Annotated in this window: 2 protein-coding genes and 1 pseudogene; all 3 read right to left on the bottom strand. The window is 58.3% G+C overall.

The features are described from left to right. Nucleotides 1–473 precede the first annotated feature (473 nt). On the bottom strand, nt 474–1,247 hold the full coding sequence (locus tag GNZ13_RS24670) for an SEL1-like repeat protein (RefSeq protein ID WP_172169076.1): 774 nt from the start codon (nt 1,245–1,247) through the stop codon (nt 474–476). 672 nt (nt 1,248–1,919) lie between these two features. Beyond that, nucleotides 1,920–2,094: pseudogene (locus tag GNZ13_RS54650) on the bottom strand (ATP-binding protein); the annotation flags it as partial. Between the two features lie 45 nt (nt 2,095–2,139). Continuing rightward, a partial coding sequence (locus GNZ13_RS52665; RefSeq protein ID WP_236002172.1) for an ankyrin repeat domain-containing protein occupies nt 2,140–2,295 on the bottom strand: 156 nt, incomplete at its 5' end.

Raw genomic sequence — 2,295 nt, 5'->3', positions numbered from 1 at the left:
GTGGCAACCCTCCTCGACAAACTCATCGAGGAAGACGGCGGCCCCCTCATCTGGCCAGCGATCTCAGAGTCCGCACAAAATGCCTTTGATGCAACTTGTCGGAAGCTCTATCAGTATCTGAATCAAGCTTCACTTGGCTAGGCGCGCACACTAATTCACCCACAGATTCCGCCGACGATCCGAACTTAAAGGCCTCGCCAGCTTTCGCGTCACCATGGTCGTAAGAGAGCTTCAGGAAAGCCTGACCTTCGTCGAGAGAGGCAGCCAGCTCCGGGCGGCACAGCAGGAGGAGTCCGAGATTCGTCGAAGCCGGAACGTGCCCTTTGGCCGACGCGATCCGATAGAAACGAGCAGCTTTCGCCGGATTCGCCGGTTGGTCCCTCTTTTCCGCAGCGTGATCGTGATACAGCCCGGCGTTGAATGCAGCGCGGAAGTCGCCAGTCTCCGCGACCCGCTCCCACAACTGCAGCGCCCTATTGACCTACTGTTTTTCTGCGGGTGCCAAGTGCGTAGGCGGTGCCTAGGCGTGATTCGGCAATCCGTTTCAGGTCATCGGGAGTTGAAGCAGATTCAGCCAACTGCTCAAGCAAGTCCGTGGCTCTCTTTTCGTCTTTCGGTCCACCATCGCCAAGCTCCAAACTCGTCGCCAGGTTAAGTATCGACCGCGGCAGCCCTCGCGAGGCCAAAGCCTCAAGGAGGTGACGAGCCACTTCGGGTTCCCGGTTTCGGTTGCCGCTTAGCAACTCATCGGTAATCGATTCTGCAAACCCCAGCGAGCTTTCGTTTTCCGTTCTGTGTATGCCAGTCATGAGCGCTTGTTCGAAGTGGCCAACGGGATGGTGCACGGCGTGAGCCAACGTGCTTAGCGCCTCTTGAAAACTCAGATCTTCCTTTGAGCCGGCAAACGGCGTTTCTGTCGAACCCCCGCCCTCTTCTTGCGGATTCGCAGCCGATGGTTGCCACCATCGAACAAAGTCGTCCGCGGATTCACCGTGAAGATCAACGGACGATCCGGCCAATTGCACAGCCTGGTATACGCGTCTCTCGGTCAGTGTCGCGCTGTCACACGCCTCGTCGAGCGCGGAAGCTGCTTTGCTGCCCAGCTCGCTGTGGAGGTCGGTCCAGTCTCTATAGCCGAAGACTTCGGAGGTTACCTGTCGCGCCTGGGATTCCTTTAGCGAAAGGCGGTATTTGAGCCGATTAGCGGCCCGCGTCGGGATAGACGCGTTCTGGAAGTAGATACGCATGGTTTCGGTCCGAGTTTCTGTGCCGACGAGCCTCCACAGCCGGCACAGAATCGAAAGGGACTGTGAGGCGGCGCAGGGAGGTGATACCTGAGCAGAAAAGATACCGCTGGAGCCTCATGCAGTCAATCCCATTCCGAGAGGTCGTGCCAGCAAGTGTCCACGTCCCGTGGTAGAGATCAAATGCGTCGTCCGGCCGATGCTGTGATTCAAGAGCTTTCGCAGCGCTCGCATCATCTTAAGCGGCATCGAACTGATGCATGATCGCGAAAGGACAAATGCAGATGGGCGAGGGACCGGAGCTCTCAGCCGCCGAGCAGTTCTACGACCCTGTGACATAAGCGTTCCTATTACCTCACTGAGTTACCCGTACGAGCGCGGGACGCTGCGCAAGGCGCAGGCTGTCGGCTCCTACGAACGCCGCCTCCAGGCGGCTGCCAAGGTGCCTCTGCTCATCATTGACGTATCGGACTTAAACCCATGTGCACGCCCGAAGATGAAGACTTCCACGATCTGATCGCCGAACGGAATGGACGTCCTCTCTCCCGGAAGGCCCGCAGTAGAGTTGAGGCTCATCAACGATACCTGGGAGTTCACCATGGAAGCGCAGTGTTGCCTTGCGCCGTAAAGGAGCCGGATGTTTTCGGCGTAATGGCGCCAGCGAAAGGCGCCTGGTTCGGCCATCGGACGTGGACCGCAGCAGCTCTCGCCGTCGAACACGACGGACGCCGTACGCGGCGTTTCGCAGGCGATCAAGCGTTGCGGCGCCGAGCATTTTGTTCGTCGCGAACGCATCATCCCATTCCGTAAAATCAAGATTGCTCAAGACGGTCGATGTACGTTCATATCGACGGTCACCGTTTCCCAGTCGGAGTCGCCCTCACTGCATCCGGGATTAACGTGTTGCGCCCACCTGTCTCAACGCCCGCACAGCCGCCTGGTTACCCTGGGCCACCACTGTCTCCATGGCGGTGTTACCCCTTGCGTCTGTATGGTTTGGATCCGCACCTTTCTTCACCAGCTCAGGCAGCAGATCAAATCGACCAAAGAG

The sequence above is a fragment of the Paraburkholderia elongata genome (genome assembly GCF_013177735.1).
In the GTDB taxonomy this organism is placed as follows: domain Bacteria; phylum Pseudomonadota; class Gammaproteobacteria; order Burkholderiales; family Burkholderiaceae; genus Paraburkholderia; species Paraburkholderia elongata.
Note: the sequence above shows the minus strand (reverse complement) of the source record. Positions and strands in the feature narration are given on the sequence as shown.

Bases quoted from the DNA above. Each gene is read 5' to 3' on its own strand.
- GNZ13_RS24670 (WP_172169076.1), bottom strand. From the start codon at position 1,247: ATGCGTATCTACTTCCAGAACGCGTCTATCCCGACGCGGGCCGCTAAT.